Below are 21,895 nucleotides of genomic sequence, written 5' to 3' on the forward strand. Positions count from 1 at the left end.
ACTCTTGCACTTCGTTCTCAGAATCTGCCCCATCAAGCATTATTCTTCCATAACTGTCGCCAGAATATCCTTGAAGTCGACAAAAATGTATTTTTCATCGTCGATTTCAATTTCATCTGACTGGTATCCCCCATAGATCACACGGTCACCTTTCTTCAGGGGAAGTTCCTTTCCATCTTCAAACGTTCCCACTGCAATAACAATTCCCTCCTTTTTCTCCTGCCGTGCAGATTCCGGGATATAGATCCCGCCTTTTGTAACTTCTTCTTTCTTCTGGTGCTTGAGCAGCACTCGTTCGCCAATAGGTCTTATAATCACTTTATTTTTCCTCCTTATACGTAAGTGACCCCATATTAGCTGAACATTAAATGGTAGCTATGAGTCAGTATGGGATTGGTCAAGATATTGAGCGCTCGTCCGCTCAACTATCTGCATATAATGCAGAACTCATATTTAAAAATTGCCGGAAAAATAAATACGATCCTCAAAAAATTGAAATGATCACGATAAAATGTAAATAAACTATATATATTAGGAATTGTAAAATATACACTGATGGTTCAACAGATAACCCTCAGACACCTTGAAAAACCTCATATCAAAAGTCTGGAAGAGGATCTTCTATGGTTATGCAATAGCTTCGGTTTTTCTTCGGGCAGGGACACGGAAAATACCTCGACAAGGATAATTTTTAGCCTGCTTGACAAACTCTCAAATGCTGAGATAACTTCCTCAGAAGCCCTTGCTGACGACCTTGAAATAAAAATATCAAGGGTAAACCATCATCTCAGGAATCTTAACGATTCGGGTCTTCTTTACAGAAAAAAACGCCTGATATACCTCCGTGGAGGCAGCCTGAAAGCTGCAGTAAAAGAGATGCGGAAGGACTCAGAAAGGATCTTCGATGAGCTTGAAAGCATAGCTGAAGAAATAGATTCCAGGATAGGTATCAAAAACCGTTGAAAATTAATAAAGCCGATGAAAGTCGGGCGAGAGCCCGGGAAGAGAATCAATTAATTGGGACCGGAAAGAAATTCAATAATAAACCCGTTTATTTTCCAGCCGTGAATCGAGTATCCATAGTACGCTGCCCTGATTACTCCGACACAAAAAAAGCTGTAGCAGAGGCTCTTGAACTGCTCGGAGGCCTTGAGAAGATAATCCAGCCAGGCGACCGCGTACTTCTGAAACCGAATATCCTCGCAGCCAGTTATCCGGAAAGTGCAGTGACCACCCACCCATCGGTTGTAGCGTCAATGTGCGAATTTGTAATTCAGGCAGGAGGGAAACCCATAGTAGGGGACGGAGCCGGGATCTCAAGACCGGGAGCCACCTCAAAAGCCCTGAAAACTTCCGGTATAGAAGAAGCTGCCAGAAAAGCCGGAGCAAAGGTAGTGAATTTCGAAACCTCAGGCTTTACCCTGGTAGATGTCCCTGATTCCCTGCAGTTCCGCAAACTATATGTCGCAAATCCTGTCCTTGAAGCCGATGTTGTGATATCTCTTCCGAAATTAAAAACCCATGAGCTTACCCACTACACAGGCGCAGTAAAAAATTTTTTCGGAGTTCTCCCTCTGAGGTGCCGGAAAGAGGCACACCTTCTTGGAAAAAGGGACCTTTTTGGCGAAGCTGTCGCCGACATATACTCAGTTGTCAGGCCCGCTTTTGCAGTTATGGACGGAGTTGTCGGTATGGAAGGGAACGGGCCCTCTCATGGGAAACCCGTAAACTCCGGGGTAATTCTGGCAAGTCAGGATTGTGTTTCCCTTGACATTGTGGCTGCGGAAATGATAGGTTTTGAACCTCTAAGGATTCCCACGACTGCAGGAGCCATGAAAAAAGGCTTTGGAAACCAGTGCCCTGTTGTGGTCGGAGCCCCATTAAAAGAAGTCAAAATGAAATTCAAACCATCCAGCGGAGGAGTCAGTACAGCTCCCTCCTTTCTTACCCGTACCCTGGGCAAATACTATAAAATATATCCAAGGATCAACAGGAGAAAGTGCACTCACTGCGGAGCTTGCTATTTAAACTGTTCTCCTCATGCCATAGAAAAACTCGAAGACGGTAGTTACAGAATCAATCAGGAGAAATGCATTTTATGTTACTGCTGCCGCGAACTGTGCCCCAGTAACGCGGTAGAAATCAAAAAATCCTTGCTTGCAAAGCTCATGACAGAAAAAAATAATCTAATTCGTAAAACATAAAAAATAATCCAGAGGGGCATTTAACATACCCCCTGCTATTTATCACTTCAGTGATATTTGCGTTCCCGTCTTGTTGCAATTTCTTTTTCTCTTTCCAGCCTCTGCAGTCTCTCCTCATCACTCTCGGTTTTTTCCAGACTTTCTAACCTTTCTTTCTCCTGCCGCGCCATTGCTTCCTCTGCCGTTTCCAGGGAACCTGTTCTTTCAGTACGGGTACCTGTTCTTTCAGTACGGGTAGTAGTCCTCTGTGGTTCGGTTTCTCTGAATACTCCTGCCGTTTCCCCCCTCTGCCAGTAAGGCTCGTATCCGTAGTAGGTATAGGATCTGGAAAGCTGCTCACGGGTTAAAGGCCAGTTGTCCTTATCAAAGCCCTCTGCCCTTTCCAGGACATCCTTGCTAATATTGAGAACAAAGGCGTGCTCATGCGGTCTTGGGGAGAGAGCCTGCCAGGGGATAGCAAAGAGTTTATCGGCCATGCCCAGGAACCCGCCAAAAGACATGACGGCATATGCCACTCTACCGCTTTCGAGATCAATCATTAATTCTTCAATTCTTCCAAGATCTTCCCCAGCCGTGTTGATGACTCTATCCGTTTTTATCGTACTTGCGGACAAGAAGTCCGGCATCTCCCTACCTTCTTCGCCTCTCGCCCGGACCATTGTTTCGGCTTCCGCCCTTTCTCTTTCAAACTGTGCAAATCTTTCTCTTTCGGCTTCAGCCTGCCTCTCTACTTCAGTACGTTCTCTTTCCAGCTCTGCCAATCTCTGTCTCTCGGTCTCAGCCTGTTTCTGGGCTTCTGCACACTCTCTCTCCAGTTGAGTAAGTCTGTCTCGACGGGCTCCTTCCTGTGTCTGTACTGACCTCAATTCCTCTTCGAGCCGGGATACCTTTTCTCTTTCCTCCTGTCTTCTTGCTTCCTGTAACTCTCTTTCCAGCTGTTCCAGTTTCTGTCTCTCTGTCTGTGCCTGTCTTTCTGCCTCAATTCTCTCTGTTTCCAGCCGTCTCAGCCTATCTCTTTCAGTCTCTGCCTGCTTCTCAGCCTCCATCCGCTGCCTTTCCAGCTCCGAAACTTTTTCTTCCTGTGTCCTCCTTAACTCTTCAAGCCTTTCTCTTTCCTGCTGCGTTATTTTCTCTTCTTCCGGTCCTACCGGCATTGATCTTTCTCTTTCAATCCGTGCAGCCCTTTCGGATTCGGTCTCAGTTGGCATTGCTGCTGAAACTCCCGCTGCTGAAACCCCTGCTGCTGCAGCTCCTGCTGCCGGTACCGTCATTTCTTTCTGCCAGTAAGGCTCGTATCCATAGTAGGAGTAGGTTCTGGAAAGTTCCTCACGGGTTAAGGGCCAGTTGTCCTTATCAAAACCCTCGGCTTTGTCGAGAATCTCTTTAGATACATTGAGAGCGAAAGCGTGCTCATGCACTCTCAATGTGAGAGCATCCCAGGGAATAGCAAAGTATTTGCTGCCAATGCCCAGGAACCCACCGTGTGAGATTACGGCATATCCTACTTTTCCATTCTGGAGATCGATCATAAATTCCTCAACCTTCCCGATATCGTCTCCAGCCGTACTGACAATCTTATCCCCTTTTAGCGTACCTGCTGACAGAAAATCCGGATTTTCCCGGTCTCCCGATGTTCTTTCCCCTGTGGTCCGGGCCATCCTCTGTGACTCGGTCTCTTCAGTCATTCCTGCAGCCACTCCTGCCTGCCAGTAAGGCTGGTATCCATAGTAACTGTATACAGTGGTCAGCCACTCACGGGAAGTTACAGGCCAGTTGTCCTTATCAAAGCCCTCAGCTTTCTCAAGAGTTTCTTTAGGAACATCAAGGACAAGGGCATGGTCGTGAAGTTTCATTCTAAAAGCCTGCCAGGGAATAGCAAAAAGTTTATTGCCCATACCCAGGAATCCGCCGAAAGAAAGTACTGCAAAAGCTAACCTTCCATCACGAAGGTCAATCATTAATTCTTCAATCTTTCCAAGGTCGTCTCCGGCTGCGTTAACGACCTTATCCCCCTTTAACGTGCTTGCTGACAAAAAGTCTGGATTACTTCTATTTGCCATAATTTTAACCCCCTATACTTTACAAATGTTTACTAAAATGCCTGCATTCTAAGTACAGATTCGAATTTTTTCCCCGATTAAGTTTATATCAGCGTCTTGATCTGCCAGCGATTGATACCTGATCAGCTCCGCCCGATTAAAGCCCGGGTATTGACTGGCTGACATTATAATCTCGGTGTCTGCCAGTAAGGCTCATATTCGTAGTAACTGTACACTTTAGAAAGCCAATCAAAGGTAGTCACAGGCCAGTTGTCTTTGTCAAAGCCTTCTGCTTTTTCCAGAGTAAATTCAGGAATATTAAGTATGAAGGCATGTTCGTGAAATTTTACTTGAAGCGCCTGCCAGGGAATAGCAAAAAATTTGCCGCTCACATCCGGAAATCCTTCAAGAGAAAGTACGGCATATGCTACTCTTCCAGCCTGGAGATCGATTACTAACTCTTCAATCTTCCCAATATCCTCTCCAGCAATACTGACAATCTTTTGCCCTTTTATAGTGTCTGCCGGCAAAAAATCGGGATATTTCCGACCTGTTGTTCTTCCCATTCGGGCCATTCTTTCAGATTCTGCCTCTCCACGCAACCAGGTTTGTTCTGCCACTACAGTTTGCCAGTAAGGCCAGTGTCCATAATAAGTGTATATGCCGGAGAGCTCCTCACGAGTTAAAGGCCAGCTGTCCTTATCGAAACCTTTGGCTTTTTCCAGAACCTCCCTGGAGATATCAAGAACGAAAGAATGCTCACGTACTTCTTTTGTAAGAGGCTGCCAGGGAATAGCAAAGAGCTTATCTCCCCTGTCCAGAATTCCACCAAAAGAAAACACTGCATATGCTATTCTTCCGTTTGCAAGATCAATCATTAATTTTTCGATCTTTCCAATATTCTCCCCAGTTTTATTGACTACCTTATTCCCTTTCAGGGTACCTTCGGACAAAAAATCCGGATCATTCCTATCCGCCATAGTTTCCAGCTCCCCAAATTCGGAGGTACGCATTTTAAAGCCTGAACTCCAGAACAGCTTCAAATTTCTCTCCCGGTAAAATTAATTTCAACCTCCCTATTTGCCAGTAATTTATGTCCATATCTGTCCGCTCGGTTAGGCTCAGATATTGCCCGGTCGATTTTCTATTCTCTGTGTCTGCCAGTAAGGCTGGTATCCATAGTAACTGTATACATTGGACAGCCATTCACGGTTGGTTACAGGCCAGTTGTCCTTATCAAAGCCCTCAGCTTTCTCGAGAGTTTCCTTAGGAACACCAAGAACAAGAATATGTTCATCTGCTCTTGGGGAAAGAGCTTGCCAGGGAATAGCAAAAAGTTTATTGCCCAGGCCCAGGAATCCGCCAAAAGAAAGAACGGCATATGCTATTCTTCCATCCTCAAGGTCAATCATCAGCTCTTGAATCTTCCCAAGATCTTCTCCTTCATTATTGACGACCTTATCCCCTTTTATTGTGCTTGCTGACAAAAAATCAATGTTACTCCTGCCTTTCACAGTTTCGGCCTGCGCCATCCTTTCAGATCTGGCCTCTCCGGGTACTCCGGTTTGTTCCGCCACCGAAGGTTGCCAGTAAGGCCTGTACCCGTAGTAGGTGTAGGTTCTGGAAAGCTCCTTATGCGTGCTTAAAGGCCAGTTGTCTTTGTCAAAACCTTCAGCTTTTTCCAGGGTTTCTTTAGGAATGTCAAGTAAAAAGGCATGCTCGTGAACCCTCGCTTTGAGAGCCTGCCAGGGAATAGCAAAGAGCTTATCGCCCAGGCCCAGGAATCCCCCAAAAGAAAGGGCAGCATATGCTATTCTTCCATTATGAATGTCAATCATTAATTCTTCAATTTTCCCAAGGTCCTCTCCTGTACTGCTGATGACCTTATCCCCTTTGATCGTACCAGCTGACAAAAAATCCGGATTATCCCTATTTGCCATAGTTCAAACTCCCTACATTTCAGGAGACATTCGTCTCAAAGACTGCACCCCCAGACACAGCTCCGAAACCTCCCCTCTAATTAATATTATTTTTTTGATGTTACTTAAAACTACCGGAATCATTAAAAGTAATATTTTATGTTATTAAGTAGGAAGTTATTGATAAATATTATAAAGAGGAAATAGAAAAGAAAATTTTTTTTCAAGAATTTTTCTTTTGTGACTGAAGGTATCAAGCTGAAAAACCGCCTGAAATTCGGAGGAAAGGTTCTCATACAGCAAAAGAGATTGCTGAAACTGAGGGATAAAAAGTACGGATTTACGGAGAAAAATCTTTAGTTAGATTTGAGAATCAGCTCTTTGCAACGTACTAAACGTAATTTAAAATATATTATCGATGTAAATCGGAAAGTCTGCTAGTTCTGAAAGAGAGGAAAAGCCAGCAATTAAGTTATAATCTTTTCCTTTTTATCTTTTTGAAAGCTCTTTTAACCCAGAAAGCCGGAAATATATACAAAAAGATTTTTCAGGCAATATTTCTCTAATCTTACCTTCGAAGGTGATAAGATGCTCCATACCTATATAGACACCGAATATGCTCCGGAAAAGTGCTCTCTTTGTGGTGGAACCGGGCATGCTAATGGCAGAATTTGTGAAGCTTGCATGGGACAGGGTGATGTACTCGTCGCTCAACCTGCAATAATATGTCCTCTCTGTAACGGGTCCGGAAGTATTGAAATTGGAATCTGCAGGGCATGTGGAGGAAGCGGTTGGGCCCTTCTCTGAAAAGGGTTTTCCCGAAACAGGATTCAAAAGAACAATTTACAGGGGAACTCCGGATTCTCCGAAAGCCTATCGGTTTTGCCTTTCCCTAAATTCGGCTTTTATTTCGTCAGGCAGGCAGTCAAAACAGGTCTCATAGTTTACGGCCTTGTATTTTTTCCTGCATACGGGGCAGAGATTCATGCCCCTGAGGCTTGCAAAATGGCAGCGTTTGCAAAGCACAACTGCATTTGTCAGAGACTCGCATTCTCCCTCTGCTTTTTTAGTTTCTTCCTCAATCAACGCTTTAATCCCGGTTTCTTCAAGCCATTCATGATAAAGCTTTTTAAAGTTGCCATCTCCCAGGTCCTCAAGAAGCACCTCGGTAAACTGTTCCTCAAGGTCAGTATGATCAGGCTCGGCTTTATGTATAGTCGAGGCTTTATGCCAGTTCGGGTGACTTTTATGTCGATGTTTGCCGGTCGGGATGTTATCGAACTTCTGGTACTTCTGCCTGTAAACTTCCCTGAATCTGGAATACGCAGCTCCGTAGATTTCAGAACTGACCTGAGCCGGAGAAAAACCTCTGGGAATATGAACACAGAGGGAATCGGAAGACCCGCACCATGCGCAGGTTTTGCCTTTGACAAACTCGGCTCTTTTTTCTTTCCATTCTTTTGTATTGCGTTTCATAGAGTTACCTCAAGCAGACTTTATTAAAACGGGGATTTTAAGAATCGAGGCATTAAAAGGAAATTGAAAAATGATCTAGATGCATAACTGACGGCATGAAATTAAATAATTATGCCTCTGAGAATAAATTAAGAAAATCTTTGGAAGGAGTAAAAAGACTCGGAATAAGTAAAGAATGTTTAAAAAATACCCAGAGAAGCTTGCAAAGCAAATAAGGAAGAGTTATCAAACAAATTAAAAGGATAATAAGTCGGATAATATACCAGCCTAAACAAAAAAATAAATTAAATAAAGACACAATTACACTAAAGGCTCAATTTAAGTTATAGATTTGAAGACAGCATGCCTGAAAGGGGTAGAGAAGGAGAGGATCTTGATTAGTAAATTGGTATCCGTAATGCTTATAATTCTGTTAATTTTTTCAGCCGGGTGTATTGAGGGACAATCTGGAACCTCAGAGAATATAACAATAACCCACAAGACCTATGGGGCTTTTACGCTTCCAGAAATGCAGCTACAGATCTTGACTGTAAACGGTACGCATGTCGTATTTACGACATCGGGTATAGAAGGGGAATTCAAGCAAGTATATGAAAGACCTTTTAATGAGACTGATTTTGAAGAACTTGTAGACCTGTTTGAGAGAAACGGATTTTTTGAGATGCAGGACCGCTACACCCCACAGGAAGGACAACCTGTAGTTGCGGATGTCGGGACAGTGGAAATAAGCTTATCAGGGGAAAATAAAGCAAAAACAGTAATTGTAGATCCTTATTATTCGGAATATATGCCTGAAGGCCTTCAGGAGATCGATTCGGCACTGATCGAGCTTCGAGCCTATGCTGTATCCACTTCGCCTGAGGAAGCCGAAGAAATAGCGGAAAACTGGATAAAAAGCGCTCCTACGTACGGTTTCGACGGCTTCGACCTGAAGCTGGAAAACCACGAGATTCTGGAGTCGATTCCAGAACAGCATATTCTGACCTATACTTCTACAAGCAGGCACGGAGGTTATGGGAACCGTACAGGCAAGATGGTGACTCAAGTTATTACTCCTCACAGGATAGAAGTCACAGTCTCAGACGGGAATGTAACGTCTGCCATAATCGATGGGAAATGGGATGAGCTTGCCCAGAAACCTGCCGAGAGAGAAACTGAAAAACACTGACATAACCGACTTTGCAAAAATGAAGGATCCGGGATGGGCAGGCACGAGAGAATACTGAATTTTTGAAGATAATCGAATCCTCTGGGGGTTATTGAGCCCCCGGAGAGTACTGATTTCTTATTAATTTTATCTTTGAGCTAAAGACTTTCAGGGAGAAATTAAAGGGTTCCCGGTGATACGTCACCGGATTTCTAACTTTTTTCTTTGATCTGAGATATTGTCAGATCACAACCATACCGGCAGAATTGTCGGTCTCGTTTTCCATGCCAGTCAAACTGTTGTTATTCCGAGTGCTCGGGGAAGAAACACGTAGTAATTCATCGAGTTCCCTGACCGTCTCATTATTTATATCTCTGCCAAGAACCCAGGCAAAATTAAATACCTGCTGGCTGGGATATGTGGGTTCGGGTTTAATAACCTGCAGGTAAGAACGTGCAGCATCCGGCAGTTCACCACCTGGCTCCGTTAAGATAAGGAACCCATGTTTTCCCATATGGGACAGCACTCCACTTGGAACTACAGTTCTCCAGTCCTCAGGGTTCGCCAGAAGAAGATTATGCCCTGGCTCGGCGTAACCCCATCCGACACTGCGGGATTTATAGCCGACAAGCCAAGAGGTCATATGCCCGCTGTCCTTATATCCGGCCCACCTTACTGCCATCTCCTGGGGCGTACTTCCCGGAATACGCTGGACGTGCCCGTACTGAGAAAGCTCTGCCATTGTCTCGTTATCGACAACGGAAGAGGGAGCAAATACATATATGTAAGGGTAATATGGCCACCGTTTTTCAAGAATTCTCCTCGTTTCTTCGGGCACCCCATCCGGGGTTACATAGGCAAACCCATCTCCCATATGCGCGTTCCAGGAGGCGGCTGGATATGCATACTCAAGAGCATCGATAGAAGCTACAAAAACAATCTGCCTGTGATCAGATTCCAGTACTGCAATGTATTCATCCAGGACTTCTGTAAACTCTATAGGATTTGACGCACGTATCGTACGGGTTTTCAGTTTAAGTTTTTCAACCTCATCTACTACACTCCTATCAATATCCCCTACGATGTACACCTGAACATTATTATCCATCATAACCCCTTCAGGTCCCAGCCTTTCAAGCTCTTTTCTGGTCTCTTCCGGCAGTACGGTGCCGTTTCCGGTAACAAATAGCATAGGCGCATTAACCGGCATGTGCTGCAGGCGCGTTGTGGCGATTGCGGTTGCCGGGTCATCATCTCTTACAAGGACGACTGCACCGGGTCTATCCTTATCCTGGGCAGCGGCATAGATTGTCTGGGAATAAACAGTGGCTGTTTGAATGTGATCTTCGGCGGAAAGCCTAGCAGTGCTGCCCGTCAACTCAAGCAAATTCTCGTTTTGCGCCGTACTTATATCAAGAGGTTCTCCCTGGGGTTCCCAGAGCAATACATATCCCGAGATAAAAATAACAGCAAGGGCTGCAACTGCGAAAAGAGTATATAGAGGCTTGATCACATCTCTCCCTCCTTCCATCCGGCTTTAACCATAAAATAATTAGGAATAAGGGCAACTAAAAGACCCGCTGATGCGGAAATCCAGAGTGGGGTTATCCAGAGCCAGAGGTCTTCTCCGCTCATCCATCCCCTCCAGTTCATAACATACCATGCAGTTATGAACATCCCCAGAGAAGCACTGACCATGGAAAGGATGACCACGGGAAAAGCCTTTTTTACGCCTTCCCAGTACTTCATTTCACGCATGTCAGCCATCATAGGTCCCATATAAAACAGGGAGGACACAATAATGGCAGGAACGACCATTACCAGCCACATAATAGTCGTCATCGGAGCGCCTAACCAGTATACCGATGTAAATTCAAAAGTCCGTAAAAGCGGCAGCCCGGAAAACTGGAAAAGGTACATGAAAGCTATCATCAGTCCCATCCCTATTCCTGTACTCATAATCGTAGCCGACAGGGCTTTTGCCCAGGGAGGGCGCATGAATTTTGCCATTTTGCCCATTGACATCACAGGTCTTTCATGGTAAGTCATAAGAAAAGCCAGGATTCCCAGGGGCCCGAATACCAGGATTGCCATTGGCCAGTAAATCCTGGGATAAAAAGAACTGTAAGGCAGGCGCTTCGGCATAATAAAGAGAGCCCAGATAGCTCCGAAGAACCCTATGAAAAACCAGGACCAGCCAAGGAGGGCAAGTCCGCTTGCTCCGGCCACCTGGTTTTTGAATTCACGGACCTCAAGTGCAAGGTCAGCTCTTGCCTGGGCGTTATAACTTACACTATCAGGATTTCCCACAACCCTTGCATTCATGAAAGGACCGTCTGAAGGGAAGGAAAAATAATCAGGAGAAAGTCTCCAGAGATACTGGTCAACGTAATCATTCAGATCTTCTTTTTCAGTATAAAGCAATGGCCCGTAGTTGCCCTGGTAAGCCATAGGCAGAGCGGCTGCAGCAAACTCCGGGGTCTCGGGATTTGCCAGTATGAAATTATAGTATGCATCGAAATGGAGGTTTTCATCCATTCCCCACCCGAAATTACCCCATCGGCTTCTTGCCCAGAGCAGAGAGTGTCTGTAAATGTTCTCGTCTGCCACCCTGTTTACGTCTCCAAAGGTTTCCAGTTCTTCAAGAAACTCGTCTGAAAGCAGCCTCTCCGGGGAAGCCACGAAAATAACCTTTTCCTCTCCGTTTTCGAGTAAATTCTGCAAACTCTGAGGAATGGATCCGTTCTCAACAGGGACTACAGGCGCCCTGAAGTATGCAGCAGTATATGCTGCGGGCAGGGCATAAGCAGGTTCTTCTGCCGAAACTACCACGATGGCAGGACTATCTCCGAGAAGAGTTATCGATTCCTCGACAAGGGCATCCAGGTTTCTCTGGTCATCCCCCCCAGCTCCATAAATAAGGGTCTGGTTTCTTGCTGCAGCCACGGGTGCCATTACTGCGGCTGCGATAGGGTCAGCAGGAACTTCAAGAGGTTCGGTCGCATATATTTCAACCATTGAATTTCCAACCTTATCAGGCGTATCTCCCGGAATTCTCTGTACGTTTTTCATGGTATATCCTATGCGGGACTCCTGATCAGATCCGTTTCCATAAGCAGCCGAAAGAATCCAGATATACCCCGCAGCACTGAGAATTATTGCAGCAGTCAGTACCGCGATTCCCCACACAAACCATTTGTTCGTGTTTAATCCGGTTGCAGACTCTCTGGGTTCCTCAACCCGATGGAGCTGACCTGCAGAAATCAGAGATGCAATTGTTCCTCCAAGGCTTGCGCCAAATATAATAAAAAAGATAGTAACCGAGCCGTAAGGCGCTGCAAAAAGAGGTTCAAGCCTGGGTATTGCAAGGCTGCCGTTTTCTGCAAAGTAGCCCAAAAGCCCGAAAATAAGTCCTCCCAGAATCGTTCCGATCAGAGTGATAAAAAGAGATTTTGAAGTAAAGATCCTGCTTTTTCCAAGCTGCTTTGATTTATCTTTCTCATTATCATTACTTTCTTCAGCTATACTAACCCCCCCCGGATATTAGCTTCTTATGCCTGAGATTCTCAGTCCAGACCTGTCTAAAAATAACGATTTATTAATAATTAGATTTAGATATTATAAAATCCCGACGTTTTAAAAAGAAAAGATAAGACGCGCTACTACAGCGGTGAAAACGGATCAATAAAAACTAAGCCGGATAAAGTAATAAGGCTGGCAGGATAAATCTATCATTTTCGGCCAAAATATAAAAGTCCTGCCGCTGCCCAGAAGAGCATAATAATGGTTGTCAGGATAAGCACCGGAACCGGGCCGAAATTAAAGATTAAAGGGACTGACATAGCCGTAAACAGCCCCCCTCCTACAACTGGCTCAAACATAAGCTGCTTGTACCCAAAACTCTCAAGGGCGGGGGACTTATTATCTGGATCTGCAATTTTCATCAGCAAAAGCCCGCTGGCAGTCATGCCCATGGACTGTCCGAAATCGCCAATGCCTCTTTCAAACCAGTATGTGGGTATCATCCTGGGTCCCAGCAAAAGAAAAGCTGCTACGTTCCAGACAATGCCAGCAACACTCAGGATGATAAAAGGCATCAGATTGCCGCCTATTACATCAAGGGAAAGTGTTGCAATAGCACTGGCGATCAGAATATCCAGGGAGAGGCCCTGTATCCTCATCATCAGGTTTCTGTCAAGTGTTTTATATTTATCAAATTTATCAAGAAACAGCTCTAGAATAATCCCGCCAATCATTGCAAGCGGAAAAAGAGGGATATGTTCAAGAAGGTATATGCCTGTCGCCCTGCCCCATGTGAATTCCTCTATCAGGCGGAGAACCTGAAGAATAATATAGCCTATTCCTATAGCAACTCCGACATAGGCGAAATGAAGGGAGAGAGGTTCAATAGATTCAGGTCTTGTTGTGATTTTGCCTGCGGACTCCCTCGCATCGAAACCAACAATTCCTGCCTGCTCACTTTTTTCAAGAATTACCTCGCCGGGGTCCTGCAAAATAACTGATTTCCCGGTTTTTACGCCATAGTTTAAAAGTATAATTCCGAGAATTACGCTGAAGAGTAAGCCTACCGTAGCAAGGCCGAGTGAAAGGTCTGCCCCTTCAGGGAACCCCACCTCTTCAAAGGTGGAAGCCATGCCTGCCGCAGTCCCATGCCCTCCTTCGAATCCGATCTCAATGAGTGCCCCTGCAACAGGATCAATATCAAAGAAGGGAGTCAGTATAAAAATAGCTATCATTATCCCGAAAACATACTGTCCCCAGGCTATGGTCTGACCAAATGCTACCTGGGGTCCGGCTATATTCCAGATCTCTCGGATTCCGGGAAGTTTTTTCCCGAGAAAGAGTGTGGCGAAGATAATGTTTATAAAAAGCCCGGGGAGAGCAGCCCACACAGTCAGCATATCCTGAGGAAATATCCCGCCTGCTAGCAGGGCGAGCAGGGTATTTTCATATTCTGACCATTCAATAAGATTACCCAGGATTTGCGGCCCGAGGATGAGAGCCAGAAATCCACCGATCAAAGAACTTGGAATAAAAAGTTTCTGAAGATGAGGAGTAACAACCCTTACCCATTTTCCCAGCAGTAAAAGTATCCCCAGAACAATAAAACTCATTCCTATCATAGAGGGTGACATGTCAATGTACCTTCAGACTCCCTGTTGTAATATTCACACACAATGTATTAAATACCGGGCTATTTCCAGATAATAGATCTTCATCCGATAATAGGCATACCCGGATACCTGGAAAACGAGAAAAACTACGAACCTGCTACTTTTCAGCCTGTGCCCGGAGTTCAAGCTTCACCTTTCTCATTGCTGAAACAGATAATGTACGCTGTTCCCGGGCTCCTTTTAAGCTCGATATAACCGTCGATCTGTTCCACTAGAATATTTACGAGCTGGAGCCCCAGAGAGTTGGTATTTTGAAAGTCGATTTCCTCGGGGATTCCTCTTCCGTTATCAGTTACCGTGAGTATATAGCGGAAACTACCATAATCTCTACAGTTCTTTCCATCTGTGGATTCTTCTCCGTCCGGACAGTTTTTATCCGTACCTGAGAGCCCATACTTTGCGGCAAGAGTTTCGGTTCTGCAAAAATTTATATCGATCTCTCCTCCCCTTTCCGCAGGAAAAGCGTGCTTCAAAGCGTTCGAGACCAGTTCATTTACAATAATCCCCAGCGGAATCGCGGTATCCATGCCCAGATGTACCTGTTCAAGGTTAAGTTTGAGATTTATATTGCTATTTCCCACCCTGTAAGAACTGAAAAGGTCTGCGGTTAGTTTTTTCAGGTAATCTGAAAAATCGAGGGTATCCGTGCTTTCACTTTCATGAAGTTCTTCATGGATCATTGCTATGGATGCAACCCGGTTCTGGCTTTCCCTGAAAGCTTCGAGTACCTCTCTGTCTTCGAACTTTTCTGCCTGAAGGCTGAGCAGGGATGAGATTACCTGAAGATTATTTTTTATGCGGTGATGAACTTCTTTTATCCGGATCCGGTCTATTTTTTCCAGGGCCTCTTCAGCCATTTTCCGTTCAGTGATATCATAAACCAGACCCTGGAACTTTCCTGAGCTCTCAGGTTTCTCTGGAATTTTCTGGATAATTTCCCTGACCCATTTTATCTCCCCGTCTTTTTTCCGTATCCGATATTCGCTCTCAACAATAAAATCCGGGTTTAACCTCAATTTTTTTCTTTTTCTTAAAATAACAGGGCGGTCTTCAGCCAGGACTATTTCCTGCCAGTCGACCTTTCCCGAGAGAAAATTCTGCTTTGAATAACCTGTCATTTTTTCAGCAGGGCCGTGTATGAAGACCATTTTAAAATCGTTACTGAACTGGAAACCGATCCCCTGGAGGTTCTGCATGAAAGAACGGTAACTGCCCGGATCTTCTCCGCGATCGTCCTCTTCCTCCATACTGCGAGGTTCGGTCAGGTACCGCCTGGCTATCATTCGGCATATATGACTGTACTCATCCCCCAGGAAAAAGGCTTTCTGCCTGAAATCCTCTTCCCGGTGTTTAAGCTCCCTGAAGAGGAGACTGCAGGGCTCTTCAAAACCGACATCCACAATCGCTTTATAAATCAGGTAAAAAGATAGTATTTTAAAAAGGAGACTTACGACGTTTGAAGCCTCGTCTATTTGGCTGTAAAATATAAATGACAGTTCTGCAAAGATTGTCAGGACTATGGATATTGAAAGCAGCCTGAGTACATCTTCTTCAAACCTGTCCCTGGCTGTATACAGGAGAAATAAAGAGCAGAGAAGCATGAAGGAAATCATGTATCCGCTTATTACTCCGAACGGAGTGAATCCACCCTGGATATAGGAATCCGGAAAATTCTGGAAGATGAAGATTGAAGCCAGGCAGATAGCGGTGGTCACTGCGTATGCAAGGAAAGCTTTCCAGGCAAAAACTGCGTTTTCAGATGTTCTGGAATTTCCCTCCTGGTTTTCTCCAGTTCGTATTAAAAACAACGGAGCAACCAGAAAAGAAGCACTTTCCAGTAATCTTGCTATTATTCCCAGCTGAACGGCAAGGTTTGTAGCAAACCCGGTAAATATCCCCATTCCGTGGAATGTAAGCGTGCTCAAAAAGCCTACACTTCCGATAAAAAAGTAGCCGACTCCCAGAATAATAAGATACCGGTTTTCCAGGCGGTTTCTCGATTTCCAGACTATAAGGAATATTACATATGCAACGTAGACGCTGAATAATTCTACTACCGTATAGAACAGGAGGTAATTGTTGAGACTAATTAAGTACAGCAAAATAATTATGATTACCCAGACCACTATTTCATAGAGATCTACTTTTAGCGCACTTTCCCTGACGACTGAGATATTCAGCTACCCCCGTTGCACTTAAATCGCTGAAAAGTTAATGGTTTTGTACCTGCAATTATTTACCAGATAATGGAAAAGGAGGAGCAGAGCGGATCGCAGAAAAGAGATTAAGAAGAAGCCCGGAGTTCTATATCCCGTTTACCGTATCCCCCAATACAGCCGCCCAAACGATATTTTCCCCCAGATATATCGATTCTGAGCAGGATAAACCTCCAGGCAGTTCTTTAATTTATTTCGTACCCAGCTCACTTCCCAACTCCAGAATATATTATGGACATAAATTATTTTAAATTAATTATTCAAAAAATTGCCTGCGGGCAAAAAATAATCAGGCGTAAAATGTTTTAAGCTCTTCAGAGAAATTTCGACTACACCGGGCCGAAGTTACTTGGAAAATGTAATAAGTTTTCTCAAACACCTATTCTTTTTTCTGCCCTTTATTTTTAATAAGAGAGTATTTATATAATGATTCAAGCTTAATTTTTATACTCTATACGTTTAAGGGTTTGAACATAGATACTATAAATTAGCATGGTTTATCTTATCAATTAATCCAGTTCGACAGGGGGTTGAGGGAAGTAATGTCATATTTTAAAGACAGGGTAGATGCCGGAAGAAGGCTGGCAAAAGAACTTTCGGAATATGCAAACCGTTCGGATGTATTGATACTTGCGCTTCCGCGTGGCGGCGTTCCGGTAGCATTTGAAGTTGCAAAGGAACTGAATGTAAAAATGGATGTGTTTATTGTACGGAAACTGGGGGTGCCCGGAAATGAAGAACTGGCAATGGGAGCTATTGCCTCTAACGATATCCGGGTGCTGAATGAGGATGTTATCAGGTCATTTCAGATACCTGATAGAGTAATTGCTACCGTAGCTGCGAATGAGCTAAGGGAACTTGAACGCAGGGAACGCCTCTATCGCGCAGACAGGCCCAAACCCGAGATCAGCGGCTCGACTGTAATTTTGATAGATGACGGGCTTGCTACGGGTGCAACAATGCGTGCAGCTGCAGCTGCCCTTAAAACCAGAAACCCGGCTAAAATTGTGGTTGCAGTGCCCACGGCTGCACCTGATACATGCGAGTTTTTCGGAAAAGAAGTAGACGAAGTGATATGCGTGACTACCCCCGAACCTTTCTATGGGGTTGGAGCCTGGTACGTTGATTTCAGACAGACAACTGACGAAGAGGTCATTGAACTTCTGGATAAAGCTGCGAGCTATCAGCCAGAGCAACAATAAATAGAGCTAAAACCCCGAATTAATAAACATGCCAGGGAGGCAACAGGTGTCACAGGTTAAGAGATTCACTATTCTTCAAATGAACGATAGCCATGGATATATAGAGCCCCATCCCGAACTTTACTGGCAAGGTGATCAGGAGCTTTTCAAAACCGCTGGTGGGTATGCACGTATTACAGGTTTATTCAAACAAATTCGTGAAGAAAATCCTGACGGGGTAGTAGCACTTGACAACGGAGACACTATACACGGGACCTTTCCGGCAGTAAACAGCAAAGGAAATTCTCTTATACCCATTTTAAACAAAATGGCTTTCGATGCAATGACTGCCCACTGGGAGTTTGCATACGGTCCAGACCACTTTAAAGAATTTTCCAGTAAACTTATCTATCCTATGCTTGCAATCAACTGCTACGAAAAAGCCAGTAACAAATTAGTTTTCCCACCTTATCGCGTAATTGAAAGGAGTGGGCTGCGCCTGGGTATAGTTGGTATCGCATCTAACATCATTGATAAAACCATGCCTGAGCATTTCAGCAAAGGGATTTACTTTTCTCTGGGTAACCAGGAACTGCCCGGATATATAAATGAACTACGTGAGCATGAAAAAGTTGATTTGATTATTGTACTATCGCATCTGGGTTATCCTCACGATCTGAAGCTCGCTCAAGAAGTAAAAGGTATTGACATATTGTTGAGTGGACATACTCACAACCGCCTGTATCATGCGGTAATGAGTAACGGAACTATAATAATGCAGTCTGGTTGCCACGCTTCATTTATCGGAAGAATAGACTTGCAAGTAGAAGATGGAAAAATTATAGATTTTAAACATGAACTGATAGACATAGACGAGACAATTAAAGCAGATGAAGAGGTTGAATTAATAATCGATGATTTGATGAGACCTCACAGAGAAATGTTAACTACTGTGGTGGGATCTACCAAAACTGCACTTAATCGCTATCGGGTTTTAGAAACGACAATTGATAACCTACTTCTCCAGTCCATGGCCTACGCAAGTGGAATAAATTTAGCTTTTTCCAATGGATGGCGGTATGGTGCTCCTATATCTCCTGGCACAATAACAATGAATGACCTCTGGAATATTATTCCCACCAATCCTCCCATTTCGACATGCGAGATAACAGGGTCAGAACTATGGGAAATGATGGAAGACAATCTGGAAAAAGTGTTTTCATGTGACCCTTATCAACAAATGGGCGGATATGTCAAACGCTGTCTCGGTTTAAATCTTTATTTTAAAATAGAGAATCCAGCAGGCAAAAGGATACAGGAATTTTATATAGACAACGAAAAGGTTTATCCCGAAAAGGTTTACAACGCCTGCTTTGTAACTTCACAGGGGATACCGGAACGTTATGGGAAAAAGCGTAAAAGTATTGGAGTTACTGCTATTGAAGCACTCAAGTTGTATCTGGCAAAACATAGCCCTGTTACAATAGAACTGATGAATACAATAGTCCCTATTTGATAATGTTATTCTAACAGAATATGGGAATTAATGTGGGGGAAAGTAATGAAAGAACTATCGAAAACAGAGCAGAAAAGTATGGAAGTCCGTATTCCAATTGGGCCGATTTATCTTAACGGAAACCTGGACATTCCTGAAGGTGCAAAAGGACTTGTCGTTTTTGCACACGGCAGCGGGAGCAGTCGTTTCAGCTCTCGGAACAGGTATGTTGCGCAGGAGCTTCAGAAAGAAGGTCTTGGAACACTTTTATTCGATCTCTTGACAACCGAGGAAGAGAGGGTTGACATGGTAACGGCTCACATCAGGTTTGATATTGACCTGCTTGCAAACCGGCTTGTTGAAGTTACAAACTGGCTTTTAAATAATCCTGACACCAGAGAACTCATTATAGGTTATTTTGGGGCCAGTACGGGAGCAGCAGCAGCGCTCATTGCTGCAAAAGAGCATGCAAACGCTGTAAAAGCAGTCGTCTCCAGAGGAGGGAGACCCGACCTGGCTGAAAAAGCCCTGTCGGATGTAAAGGCTCCGACGCTGCTTATTGTAGGTGGGCAGGATTTTCAGGTAATCGAGATGAATCAATGGGCATTGGACCGGTTGAAGGTAGAGCAAAAAGAACTTAAGATTGTCCCCGGAGCAACCCATCTTTTCGAAGAGCCGGGCACGCTGGAAGAAGTTGCAAATCTGGCTGGAGAATGGTTTAAAAGCTATCTTCTGGAAAAGAAATAACAGGCAAGTAATATTCAGCAGAGCAGGTAGAAAAATATACATTGCCGGACAGGTTAAAAAAGTAATGAAATAGATTTAAAGTTTAAAAAACTCAAAATTTAATAAGATTTTACTTAAATAAATTAGAAAGTATTAATTAATAAATTAATTAATATTATAGAAGAATTAGTATCTACTGATTAAATAATTTAATATTAGATTACTTTGATTTCATTTCCCGGAGCTGTTGAACCAGATAATGAACTCGGTTCCCTCAGCCCTTTTCAGTTCAATGCAGCCATCGATCTGCTCCACTAGAATATTTACGAGCTGGAGACCCAGGGAATCAGTAATTTTAAAGTCGATTTCCTCGGGAATTCCTCTTCCGTTATCAGCTACCGCCAGGACGTAATCACTCTTCTGTTCAAACTGACAGCCTGTGCCCTCCACTGGTCTTCCGAATTCCGAGATGTATTTTTCTGTTTCTTGCAGGCGAATATTGATCTCACCTTTATTTCCGGCAGGAAAAGCATGCTTCAAAGCGTTCGAGACAAGTTCGTTTACAATAATTCCAAGCGGGATTGCGGTATCCATGCCCAGGTTAACCTGCTCAAGCTCAAGCTTAAGGTTTATACCATTACCCCCAACCTGATATGAGCTAAAAAGGTCTGCGGTTAGCTTTCTCAGGTAGTCTGAAAAATTGAGGATATCCAGGCTGTTGCCCTCATGAAGCTCTTCATGAATTATTGCTATGGATGCTACCCGGTTCTGGCTTTCCCTGAAGGCTTCGAGTACCTCTCTGTCTTCGAACTTTTCTGCCTGCAGGCTCAGCAGGGATGAGATCACCTGAAGATTATTTTTTATGCGGTGATGAATTTCTTTTATGCGCGTAATTTCTATTTTTTTCAAAGCTTCCTCTGTGATTTTGTATTGAGTAATATCATGAACTGAACACTGGAATTTCGCAGATGTCCGGGATTCATCCGGAATTCTTCGGATGAACTGTCTGACCCATTTTAGTTCTCCATTCCGGGTACGTATTCTGTACTCGCTCTCAATGACTGAAGCCGGATTTGATCTCAACTTTTTTATATTCTCAAAAATTATAGAACGGTCGTCAGGTATTATTATTTCTTCCCAGTCGATTTTCCCGGATAGGAAGTCCTGTCTCGTGTAACCTGTCATTTCCTCAACAGGACCGTGCAGGAATATCACTGATAAATTCCCATCAAACTGGAATCCGATTGCATGGAGATTTTGAATGAATGAATAGTAGTCCTCCTCATTTTTTTCCAGTTTTTCCGGACCCCCGGTGAGACATTTATTTATCCCGATCATTCCACACATACGATTGTATTCTTCCCAGAGTAGTGCTGCTTTCTGCCTGAAATCCTCCTCACTATACTTCAATTCCCTGAACAAAAAACTGTAAGGTTCACCAAACCCCATTTCTACAATAGCTTTGTAAACCAGGTAAAAAGACAGGAATTTGAAATAGTGCCCGAGGGCAAAGGAAAAATCATTAACGCTGGTGTATGTGGTAAGGGTCATTTCTGAGAATATTGTTAATACTATGGAGGCAGCGAGCAGTTTGAAAATCCTGTTTTCAAAAAAGTCTCGTTTTAAGTATAAGAGAACTAAAGAACAAAAAAGGATTAAGGATATTATATACTTGCTTACGATATCAAAAGAGGTTGGTCCTGAACCTTCGATATAACTATCAGGAAAGTTCCCGAAAACAAAAATCGAGAGTATGCAGATCAGAGTAATTATTGCATATGCGGAAAATGCTCTCCAGGCAAACATGGATTTTTCTACAGGCTTCAGGTATGCTCTTACATTATCCGTACCATGGTTTATTAAGAGCAAAGGAGCTATCAGAAAGGAGACACTTTCCATATACCTTGCTACTATCCAGAACTGGGCAGGGAGATCTGTATCAAAGCCCGGGAACATTCCCATGTTTTCATATGATAAAGTATGTAAAAGGTCAAGTGTACCGACGAAAAAGTAAGCGATTCCTAAAAACAGAATATACCTGTTTTCCAGAAAAGTCTTTGACTCCCAGGCAAGAAGGAAAATAACATATGCAACTATTATGCTGAAGAGTTCTATAAGGGTATGAGAAAGAAGGCTGTTACTAAGTCCAAGTATGTGAAGCAAGCCTATCATCACTACCCAGAATATTATACCGCTGTGCTCGAAGCTAATGACTCTTCCCCAGATATTCGAGATATGCATAACCCCTTTCCTGCAATTTACTTTATATCCAAAGAAAATATCTGTTTTATATCAAT

The 21,895-nt window shown here is 43.8% G+C and carries 17 protein-coding genes; 7 read left to right on the forward strand and 10 right to left on the reverse strand.

What is annotated here, in order from left to right:
• Positions 1-39: 39 nt before the first annotated feature.
• Entirely contained in the window at positions 40-318 is a 279-nt protein-coding gene (gene groES / locus EQO05_RS05380) for a co-chaperone GroES (RefSeq protein WP_128504475.1), read from the reverse strand.
• Positions 319-555: 237 nt separating this feature from the next.
• On the opposite strand from groES, the gene EQO05_RS05385 reads away from it, so the two are divergent.
• Positions 556-963, forward strand: a complete 408-nt coding sequence (locus tag EQO05_RS05385; protein ID WP_128504477.1) for an ArsR family transcriptional regulator — start codon at positions 556-558, stop codon at positions 961-963.
• Positions 964-1,064: 101 nt separating this feature from the next.
• Positions 1,065-2,204 (forward strand): DUF362 domain-containing protein, encoded by a 1,140-nt coding sequence (locus EQO05_RS05390; RefSeq protein WP_128504590.1) that lies wholly within the window; start codon positions 1,065-1,067, stop codon positions 2,202-2,204.
• A gap of 47 nt (positions 2,205-2,251) precedes the next feature.
• Here EQO05_RS05390 and EQO05_RS05395 read toward each other — a convergent pair whose 3' ends face one another.
• The 3 genes from EQO05_RS05395 to EQO05_RS05405 all read right to left on the reverse strand — a co-directional run bounded on the left by EQO05_RS05395 (position 2,252) and on the right by EQO05_RS05405 (position 6,183).
• On the reverse strand, positions 2,252-4,264 hold the full coding sequence (locus tag EQO05_RS05395; protein WP_128504479.1) for a PRC-barrel domain-containing protein: 2,013 nt from the start codon (positions 4,262-4,264) through the stop codon (positions 2,252-2,254).
• 164 nt (positions 4,265-4,428) lie between these two features.
• Complete coding sequence (locus EQO05_RS05400; protein ID WP_240664341.1) at positions 4,429-5,256, reverse strand: PRC-barrel domain-containing protein; 828 nt, start codon at positions 5,254-5,256, stop codon at positions 4,429-4,431.
• A gap of 108 nt (positions 5,257-5,364) precedes the next feature.
• On the reverse strand, positions 5,365-6,183 hold the full coding sequence (locus tag EQO05_RS05405; protein ID WP_128504481.1) for a PRC-barrel domain-containing protein: 819 nt from the start codon (positions 6,181-6,183) through the stop codon (positions 5,365-5,367).
• A gap of 567 nt (positions 6,184-6,750) precedes the next feature.
• Between EQO05_RS05405 and EQO05_RS05410 the strand changes: the two genes are divergently transcribed.
• Positions 6,751-6,969 (forward strand): transcriptional regulator, encoded by a 219-nt coding sequence (locus EQO05_RS05410; protein WP_128504483.1) that lies wholly within the window; start codon positions 6,751-6,753, stop codon positions 6,967-6,969.
• Between the two features lie 66 nt (positions 6,970-7,035).
• Here EQO05_RS05410 and EQO05_RS05415 read toward each other — a convergent pair whose 3' ends face one another.
• Positions 7,036-7,638 (reverse strand): hypothetical protein, encoded by a 603-nt coding sequence (locus EQO05_RS05415; protein WP_128504485.1) that lies wholly within the window; start codon positions 7,636-7,638, stop codon positions 7,036-7,038.
• 373 nt (positions 7,639-8,011) lie between these two features.
• On the opposite strand from EQO05_RS05415, the gene EQO05_RS05420 reads away from it, so the two are divergent.
• Positions 8,012-8,806: a hypothetical protein gene (locus EQO05_RS05420; RefSeq protein ID WP_128504487.1), complete on the forward strand. Its 795-nt coding sequence runs from the start codon at positions 8,012-8,014 to the stop codon at positions 8,804-8,806.
• Positions 8,807-9,026: 220 nt separating this feature from the next.
• Here the strand turns inward: EQO05_RS05420 and EQO05_RS05425 are convergent, their stop codons facing one another.
• From EQO05_RS05425 to EQO05_RS05440, 4 genes are all read right to left on the reverse strand, one after another.
• Entirely contained in the window at positions 9,027-10,316 is a 1,290-nt protein-coding gene (locus tag EQO05_RS05425; RefSeq protein WP_205793700.1) for a cell wall-binding repeat 2 family protein, read from the reverse strand.
• A complete protein-coding gene (locus EQO05_RS05430) occupies positions 10,295-12,181 on the reverse strand; it encodes a DUF4396 domain-containing protein (protein WP_240664342.1) in 1,887 nt (628 codons plus the stop codon). Before EQO05_RS05430 ends, EQO05_RS05425 begins: the two co-directional genes overlap by 22 nt.
• Before the next feature lie 335 nt (positions 12,182-12,516).
• Positions 12,517-13,941 carry a sodium/glutamate symporter gene (locus EQO05_RS05435; RefSeq protein WP_128504489.1) on the reverse strand — a complete coding sequence of 475 codons (1,425 nt, stop codon included), beginning with the start codon at positions 13,939-13,941 and terminating at the stop codon, positions 12,517-12,519.
• Between the two features lie 161 nt (positions 13,942-14,102).
• A complete protein-coding gene (locus EQO05_RS05440; RefSeq protein WP_240664343.1) occupies positions 14,103-16,082 on the reverse strand; it encodes an MASE3 domain-containing protein in 1,980 nt (659 codons plus the stop codon).
• A gap of 656 nt (positions 16,083-16,738) precedes the next feature.
• On the opposite strand from EQO05_RS05440, the gene EQO05_RS05445 reads away from it, so the two are divergent.
• The 3 genes from EQO05_RS05445 to EQO05_RS05455 are packed head-to-tail and all read left to right on the forward strand — an operon-like array spanning position 16,739 to position 19,619.
• Entirely contained in the window at positions 16,739-17,398 is a 660-nt protein-coding gene (locus EQO05_RS05445; protein ID WP_128504493.1) for a phosphoribosyltransferase, read from the forward strand.
• Positions 17,399-17,444: 46 nt separating this feature from the next.
• Positions 17,445-18,893: a bifunctional UDP-sugar hydrolase/5'-nucleotidase gene (locus EQO05_RS05450; protein WP_205793702.1), complete on the forward strand. Its 1,449-nt coding sequence runs from the start codon at positions 17,445-17,447 to the stop codon at positions 18,891-18,893.
• A gap of 45 nt (positions 18,894-18,938) precedes the next feature.
• A complete protein-coding gene (locus EQO05_RS05455) occupies positions 18,939-19,619 on the forward strand; it encodes a dienelactone hydrolase family protein (RefSeq protein ID WP_128504495.1) in 681 nt (226 codons plus the stop codon).
• Between the two features lie 210 nt (positions 19,620-19,829).
• On the opposite strand, the gene EQO05_RS05460 is transcribed toward EQO05_RS05455, so the two are convergent.
• Complete coding sequence (locus tag EQO05_RS05460) at positions 19,830-21,839, reverse strand: MASE3 domain-containing protein (protein WP_128504497.1); 2,010 nt, start codon at positions 21,837-21,839, stop codon at positions 19,830-19,832.
• Positions 21,840-21,895: the final 56 nt, after the last annotated feature.

It is taken from the genome of Methanosarcina sp. MSH10X1, assembly GCF_004099695.1.
Classification (GTDB): domain Archaea; phylum Halobacteriota; class Methanosarcinia; order Methanosarcinales; family Methanosarcinaceae; genus Methanosarcina.

Coding starts and splice junctions, on each gene's coding strand:
- EQO05_RS05385 (WP_128504477.1), top strand. CDS start 556: ATGGTTCAACAGATAACCCTCAGACACCTTGAAAAACCTCATATCAAA.
- EQO05_RS05460 (WP_128504497.1), bottom strand. CDS start 21,839: ATGCATATCTCGAATATCTGGGGAAGAGTCATTAGCTTCGAGCACAGC.
- EQO05_RS05445 (WP_128504493.1), top strand. CDS start 16,739: ATGTCATATTTTAAAGACAGGGTAGATGCCGGAAGAAGGCTGGCAAAA.
- EQO05_RS05415 (WP_128504485.1), bottom strand. CDS start 7,638: ATGAAACGCAATACAAAAGAATGGAAAGAAAAAAGAGCCGAGTTTGTC.
- EQO05_RS05405 (WP_128504481.1), bottom strand. CDS start 6,183: ATGGCAAATAGGGATAATCCGGATTTTTTGTCAGCTGGTACGATCAAA.
- EQO05_RS05425 (WP_205793700.1), bottom strand. CDS start 10,316: ATGGAAGGAGGGAGAGATGTGATCAAGCCTCTATATACTCTTTTCGCA.
- EQO05_RS05435 (WP_128504489.1), bottom strand. CDS start 13,941: ATGTCACCCTCTATGATAGGAATGAGTTTTATTGTTCTGGGGATACTT.
- EQO05_RS05395 (WP_128504479.1), bottom strand. CDS start 4,264: ATGGCAAATAGAAGTAATCCAGACTTTTTGTCAGCAAGCACGTTAAAG.
- EQO05_RS05400 (WP_240664341.1), bottom strand. CDS start 5,256: ATGCGTACCTCCGAATTTGGGGAGCTGGAAACTATGGCGGATAGGAAT.
- EQO05_RS05455 (WP_128504495.1), top strand. CDS start 18,939: ATGAAAGAACTATCGAAAACAGAGCAGAAAAGTATGGAAGTCCGTATT.
- EQO05_RS05410 (WP_128504483.1), top strand. CDS start 6,751: ATGCTCCATACCTATATAGACACCGAATATGCTCCGGAAAAGTGCTCT.